Origin of the sequence: Phaeovulum sp. (genome assembly GCF_041596715.1) — a bacterium.
Taxonomy (GTDB): domain Bacteria; phylum Pseudomonadota; class Alphaproteobacteria; order Rhodobacterales; family Rhodobacteraceae; genus UBA6213.
This window is the reverse complement of the sequence record NZ_JBFHIA010000180.1, coordinates 1-6520: the sequence shown is the minus strand read 5'-3', so window position 1 is coordinate 6520 and position 6520 is coordinate 1. Positions and strand designations below refer to the sequence as shown.

Below are 6520 nucleotides of genomic sequence, written 5' to 3'. Positions count from 1 at the left end.
TTGGGGCTGAATGGGCCGCCCATGCCGCAGCGCGATCGGCGTGTCACCGTGGTGCTTCTTGAACGCCCGCGTGAATCCTTCCGGCGATGAAAAGCCATAGCGGCGCGCGACCACATCCACCCGGTGACCTTTCGCGATGTCTTGCCGGGCCAGCGTCAACCGCCAGCGACGCAGGTATGCGGCAGGGGTCTCTCCGACTTCGGCGAGAAAGGTTTCTGCGAAACGGCTGAGAGACATGCCCGCAAGGTGCGCGAGGTCTTCGTTGCGCCAGGTCTGGCCGGGGCTGTCGTGCATCGCCACGATGGCCCGGCTGAGGCGTTGATCGGAAAGGCCGGCCAGAAGGCCGGGCTGCGTAGAACCTGCTTCGATCTGGGCGCGCATCATCCGCACGATCAAGACCTCGCCAAGGCGGCTTAGCACGGACTCCACCCCGCATCGACGCCCGGCAATCTCGGACTGCATCAGGCGCACGAGGCCGATGCTGTCGTGATCCCCGGTCAGGTCGATTTCCACGGTTTCCGGTAGCGCCGTCAGCAGGGGATTGTGCGCACCACTCCAATCGACGCGCGCACTGAACAGAACCTCCCCGTCATCGACCGTGGGGTCCGCGCTGCGCGCGTAGAAAACCGCCCGCTCGGGCGTGCCATCCGGTGCCGCGAAGGCGACAAGGTTGGCCTCGGCCAGCGCCACAGGCACAACGGTCAGCTTGAACCGGTCGATCAGGGTGGTGAGTCGGTCGAATCGTTCCATCTGGGTGTTTTGGTCTGATTTCTGGGTTTATTGTGACTATAAGTCTGGTATGGTCTGCACGCAACCTTCCTGACAGAAAGACAGACATGCTTGTTCCCCGCCAGAAAACCCCGGATCTGAAACTTCCGACCCTCGAGCACGGCGATTTTGACCTTTCGACCGAGGCCTCCCAGCGCGGCACCGTCATCTGCTTCTATCGCGGACTGCACTGCCCGATCTGCGCAAACTATCTGACCGAGTTTCAGAAGCGGGTCGCCGATTTCGCCGAACGCGGCGTCGGGACCATCGCCATCAGTTCGGACGGCGAAGAGCGCACCCGCGAGATGGCCAAGAAAATCGGCGCCGATACGCTGCGCTTTGGCTATGGCCTGTCGCTGGCGAAAGCGCGCGAATGGGGGCTTTATATCTCGACCTCGCGGGGCAAAACCTCGATCGGTATCGAGGAACCGGCGCTGTTCTCCGAACCTGGCCTGTTCATGGTCACGCCCGAGCAGTCGCTCTACTACGGTTCGGTCCAGACCATGCCCTTCGTGCGGCCGCATTTCTCGGAACTTGTCGGGGCCTTGGATTTCGCGATCAAGAACAACTACCCCGCGCGCGGAGAGTATACCGGCGCGGTGTAATCGACAGCAATGCCGCGGACCTTCAGGTTGCCCGATCCAGCGACAGGACGGTCCGCAGGCTACGCGCGCCAGCATTCAAAAGAACTGTGGAATCGCGTTTAGATCAGCAACCTGAACTAAGCTTGGGTATCTTACGCCCAAACTTTAGGGCTATGTAGATGCCCACCTCGGAAAGTAAGCGCCGCGGTGGGCCGCACGTAGCCACAGACAACCGAAAATATCGCCGTTGATCTGATTTTCTGGAACAAATCGCGCGGGCCGTAATGGCCGCATTGCTGACGATTCAAGCGGTTTTTCAATGTGGGCGCTCTGTTGGCTAGGCTGCCGCAACAATCATTTTATCAAATGATTTCAATAGCAGGTGGCGGAGCAGGTGGGCCTGACGTCGAACCTTCTCTTCACATCACCAATACCGTGCAGCATGGGGTATACTTGGATATCGTCTCTCAAGCCCCAACCCAGCACGAATCCCGTCGTCGGACCTCAGGTTCGACAATAGCGAATGTCATGCGTTTTCGGACACTCGCGGCGCTTGACCGCAAGTGTCACTTTACGAACCAAGGGTGAGTGCTCTAGCTGCGCCAGTGACCACTTCTCATACCTGTCTGAAGCGCTCGCAATCGCCGCCGCCCCTGTTTCCTATTCCGCAGCCATCAGCGCCTCTCGCTCTTGTTGCAAACGGCGGGACGATGCGCCGGGTTGCGCCCCCCAAGCGGTGATCCAGCGGTAGAATACCGGTGTCAGGAACAGGGTGAAGACCGTGGCGAAGCCAAGCCCGCCGACGATGACCCAGCCCACGGCGACGCGTGCCTCGGCCCCTGCCCCGGACGACAGGACAAGGGGCAATCCGCCAAAGACGGTGGACACCATCGTCATCATCACCGGGCGGATACGAAGGCGCAGGGCGTCGCGGATCGCGCTGTCGATATCCTGGCCAGCCTCGCGCAACTGGTTGGCAAATTCGACGATCAGGATACCGTTCTTTGCCATGACACCGATCAGTAGAACCAACCCGATCTGGCTGTAGTAGTTCAGCGAACCGCCGGTGATCGAAATGGCCAGCAATGCGGCGGCAAGTCCGAAGGGCACGGTCAGCATGATGACGACGGCGCTGGCGATGCTTTCGAACTGCGCCGCAAGGACAAGGAACACCACGATCACCGCGACGCCGAACACCATGTACATGCCCGACTGGCTGTCGCCCAGCGACGCCGCCTCACCCGTGAAGATGATCCCCATGCCATCGGGCAGGATTTCGGCGGCAAGCTCCTCGACCCGTTCCATCGCGGCCCCCAGATCAACATCGTCCGGCAGGTTGGCCTGAACCGAGACAGCCAAGGTGCCGCCCTGCCGTTCGATCGAGGATTGGCTGACCGTGGGAGTCAGCGTCGCGGTCGAAGAAAGCGGCACGTATTCTCCGCTGGGAAGGCGGAGATGGATGGCCTCCAGGTCGTTGGGGTCGTTGATGGGTGGCCCACCGGGGACCACGCGTACATCGGTTTCGGTGTCGTCCAGAAAGACACTGACCGCGACGGAACCTTGGGTAAACGCGCTGATCGTTTGGGTGATCTCGGCCTCGTTCAGGCCGAAGACGCTGGCCATTTCCTGGTCCACCGTGATTTCGTACTGCGCCTGCACGCTGTCGCCCGAAACCTGCGGGTTGGAAAAGGTATCGTCCTGGGCCATCGCGGCGACAAGCGCGTCGGCGGCCTCGGCGATCTCGTCAACGTTGGTCCCGCTGACCGCAAAGGTCAGCCCGTTCCCGCCGCCACGAATGTTGAGGCTGTTCGGCGAAATCGCGAAGACCTGCACGCCGGGGACTGTCGAAAGCATGCCGTTGATCGGCTCCATGAGCTCTTGTTGCGACCAGTCCCGCTCTGACCAGTCAGGCAGACGCGCGATGATGAAGGCCGTGGTGCCGCCGCCGATGCCGATAATGCTCTGAACCGACGTGATCTGCCCGCTGTCCTGAAACGGCGCAAGGATGTCTTCGATCTGGGTGATCTGGGAATCCAGGTAATCCGCAGTCGCGTCGGATGCGCCGCGCGCCTGGATCAGGAAGAACCCGCGGTCCTCGGTCGGCGTGATCGTGGATGTCAGCTTGCCGGCCGCACCCGCCGCGATGATGGCGAAACCAAAGGCAATGGCCATCACGATCAGGGGTGCCCGGATGGCGCGGTCCACCAGCCAATCGAACCCTTGCAGCAGGCGGCCCGGGGCTTTCGTGGTCTGACGGTCTTCCGACTGAAGTTTGCCGGGGTCCAGCTGGGCCGCCAGAACGGGGGCCAGCGTAAGTGCCGCGACCGAGGACAGCGTGACGGCGAACGCCAGCACGAAGCCGAACTCGCTGAACACGCCCCCGGCCTGACCGGGCAGGAACGATATCGGGATGAACACCGCCGCCAGCGTCGCCGTGGTCGAAATGACGGCGAAGAACACCTCGTTCGTGCCCGCAGCGGCGGCGGCGAAGGCACCCATGCCCTCCTTGCGTTTGCGCACGATGTTCTCGACCACAACGATGGCGTCATCCACCACCATCCCCGTTGCCAGAACCAACGCCAGAAGGCTGATCGTGTTGATCGAGAACCCGGTCAGCCAGATCGCCGCAACAGTTCCGACCAGAGCGATGGGAATGGTGACGGCGGGGATCAGGGTTGCGCGTGGCGAGCGCAGGAACGCAAAGATCACGAGGATCACAATACCCGTCGCCATGCCGATGGACTTGACGACTTCGTTCAAGGCCCCTTCGATGAAGGCGCCATCATCCGATGTGATGACCAGCTCGACCCCTTCGGGAAGCTGTCCGCGCAGTTCTTCGACGGCCTCCTGCACGGCCAGCGAGATTTCAAGCGTGTTACCGTCCGACTGGCGGGTGATGTCCAGCCCGATGGCGGTCTGCCCATTGACACGAGTTGTTACATCGGTGTCTTCGGGCAGCAGTTGAACGAGCGCCACATCCTCGACCCGCGTATTGGAATCGATCAGGATCTCGCCGATGGACTCGACGGTGACATCCGCGTTGCCGACGCGCAGGGCGATGGTCTGGGCGTCCGTTTCAAGCGATCCCAAGGGGGTATCGTCGCGCAGGTCCGTAAGGGCCTCGATAACGTCGAAAACGTTCAAACCCCGGCTGAGCAAGAGGCGGTCGTCAAGCGTAACGCGAAACTCGTTCGACCTTTCGCCTCGAATGGTAACCTCGGCAATGCCATCGATGAGGGACAGCCGGTTGTAGATCGGCCCCTCTGCAAAGGCGGTCAGTTCATCCAGCGTGAGATCGCCCAATACCGCCAGCCGAACGATCGCGCTTGCATTGGTGTCCGATTTCGAAACGGAGGGGTCGTCGTCCAGATCGCTGGGAAGCTGGCGCAAGGTGGCCGATATGATTTCGCGGGCTTCATTCGCGGCCACGTCGATGTCGGTATCATCGGAAAGGTCGATGGTGATGTTGCTCGACCCCGTCGAGGAACTGGACTCGATGTAGGACAGGCCTTCGAGCGCGCTCAGCGCGTCTTCCAGAACCTGCGTAATCTCCTGATCGACCGTTGCGGGCGTGGCGCCTTCGTACTGGGTGCGGATGGACAGCACGGGCTGATCGACATCCGGCATTTCCCGAACGTCCACGGAGGTCAGCGCCGCCAGCCCCGCGATCAGGATCAGGAGATTGACGACCACCCCGAAAATGGGGCGTGCGACGAACAGGTCGGCCAGCCCCGAGGCGGCGCGTTGAAGAGTTGGCTTGTTCATGTCGGTGCCCTGTCGGGTTGCTGGGGTTCGGAATTCGCATCGGTGATCGCAGAGCCCGCGCGCAGCTTGTGCGCCCCCTCCGAGACAATCATCGTGCCTTCTGGTAAATCGACATCCAGCCAGACCAACTCGTCGCGGCGATGCAGGATCGCGACCGGGACGCTCTGCGCCTTGCCGTCGTTCTCGTACCAGATGCTGGCCCCGTCGCGCGACCACGTGATGGCGGTCGTCGGCACGACCGGAAGCGGTTCGCTAATCGTGCTGACCTGCGCGGTGAAGGTCATGCCGGGCCAGAGCATGCCGTCGGGATTCTCGACGCGGGCCTGCACCGTTACACTGCGCGTGACCTCGTCTATCCGGCTGTCAAAGGCCGTGATCTCGCCCTTGAAGAACCGCCCCGTCAGGGACGGGGTTTCAAGCGTGACCTCGCGCCCGAGCGCCAGCAAGCTGACGGACCGTTCGGGAAGTTCGAATTCGACCAGCAATGCGCCGGAATCATCGATCGTGACGATCGCTGTGTTCGCATTCAGGTAGTCGCCGACATTCACGTCGCTCAATCCGATCCTGCCCGAGATAGGGGCGCGGATCGTCAGGTCTTCCAAGGCAAGCTCGGCCTGCGCGACGGTGGCTTCTGCCTGTCGCTGCGCCAGCCGCGCATCGGACAGAGTTACGTCCGAAACCGTCAGGTTTCCCGATTCCTGCAGGCGTTCGTAACGCTCGACGGTGGCAGTAGCTTGTTCAAGCGCGCTTTGAGCGGTCTCGAGGGTCAGCTGGGCGACGCGCGCGTCAAGCTGCACCAGCACGTCCCCCTGCTTCACTTCTGCGTTAGGCGTCAGGATGACCTCGATGATCCGGCCCGAAACATCGGCGGTCACGGTTGCGCTTCGGATGGCTTCCGAGTTGCCGATCGCGCGGAAAACGTCCTCGAAAGGACGTGTGTCCAAAGGGGTCAGCGCAACGACCGTCCCCCCGCCACCAAACGGGCCGCCCGCCCCACCCGGAGGGCCGCCGAATCCAGCAGGACCGCCTTGCGCCTGTTCCGCCGGCAAAGCGCCATCCGCGTCAGGCATGATCGCGCTGGGAACGCCAAAGGACCACACATAGGCCCCTCCGACGATGACCAGTGACGCGATTATGGATAGCAACAATTTCATGTTCGAGCCTTCTCGTTATGTTCAGATGCGAGGGTCCGAGAAGCGCCAATCAGCCCTTCCCAGACAGCGTCCAGTGCCGCGCCCAGCGTGATATTGCCTTCGCGTGCTACAGGAAAATTGCCTCGCCTATTGCTCCTGTAACGTTGTTCGCGAGAGAAACCGTCGTTTGCCGATTTTCCACGCGATGGCCCAACGCGTCGGCAAGCGCTTTTCATTCGGCCATGAGGAACACATCGAAGATCGCGCGTA

Annotated in this window: 4 protein-coding genes; 1 reads left to right on the top strand and 3 read right to left on the bottom strand. The window is 61.8% G+C overall.

Annotation, left to right across the window (positions count from 1 at the left end; genetic code table 11):
* Nucleotides 1–750: AraC family transcriptional regulator (locus ABY403_RS12045; RefSeq protein ID WP_372841067.1), on the bottom strand; the 750-nt coding region annotated here is incomplete at its 3' end.
* Between the two features lie 86 nt (nt 751–836).
* Between ABY403_RS12045 and ABY403_RS12040 the strand changes: the two genes are divergently transcribed.
* Complete coding sequence (locus ABY403_RS12040; protein ID WP_372841066.1) at nt 837–1373, top strand: peroxiredoxin-like family protein; 537 nt, start codon at nt 837–839, stop codon at nt 1371–1373.
* 639 nt (nt 1374–2012) lie between these two features.
* On the opposite strand, the gene ABY403_RS12035 is transcribed toward ABY403_RS12040, so the two are convergent.
* Complete coding sequence (locus tag ABY403_RS12035) at nt 2013–5117, bottom strand: efflux RND transporter permease subunit (RefSeq protein WP_372841065.1); 3105 nt, start codon at nt 5115–5117, stop codon at nt 2013–2015.
* The gene (locus tag ABY403_RS12030) at nt 5114–6271 is read right to left on the bottom strand and encodes an efflux RND transporter periplasmic adaptor subunit (protein WP_372841064.1); all 1158 of its coding nucleotides are present in this window, start codon (nt 6269–6271) and stop codon (nt 5114–5116) included. Before ABY403_RS12030 ends, ABY403_RS12035 begins: the two co-directional genes overlap by 4 nt.
* Nucleotides 6272–6520: the final 249 nt, after the last annotated feature.

Coding starts and splice junctions, on each gene's coding strand:
- ABY403_RS12035 (WP_372841065.1), bottom strand. CDS start 5,117: ATGAACAAGCCAACTCTTCAACGCGCCGCCTCGGGGCTGGCCGACCTG.
- ABY403_RS12030 (WP_372841064.1), bottom strand. CDS start 6,271: ATGAAATTGTTGCTATCCATAATCGCGTCACTGGTCATCGTCGGAGGG.
- ABY403_RS12040 (WP_372841066.1), top strand. CDS start 837: ATGCTTGTTCCCCGCCAGAAAACCCCGGATCTGAAACTTCCGACCCTC.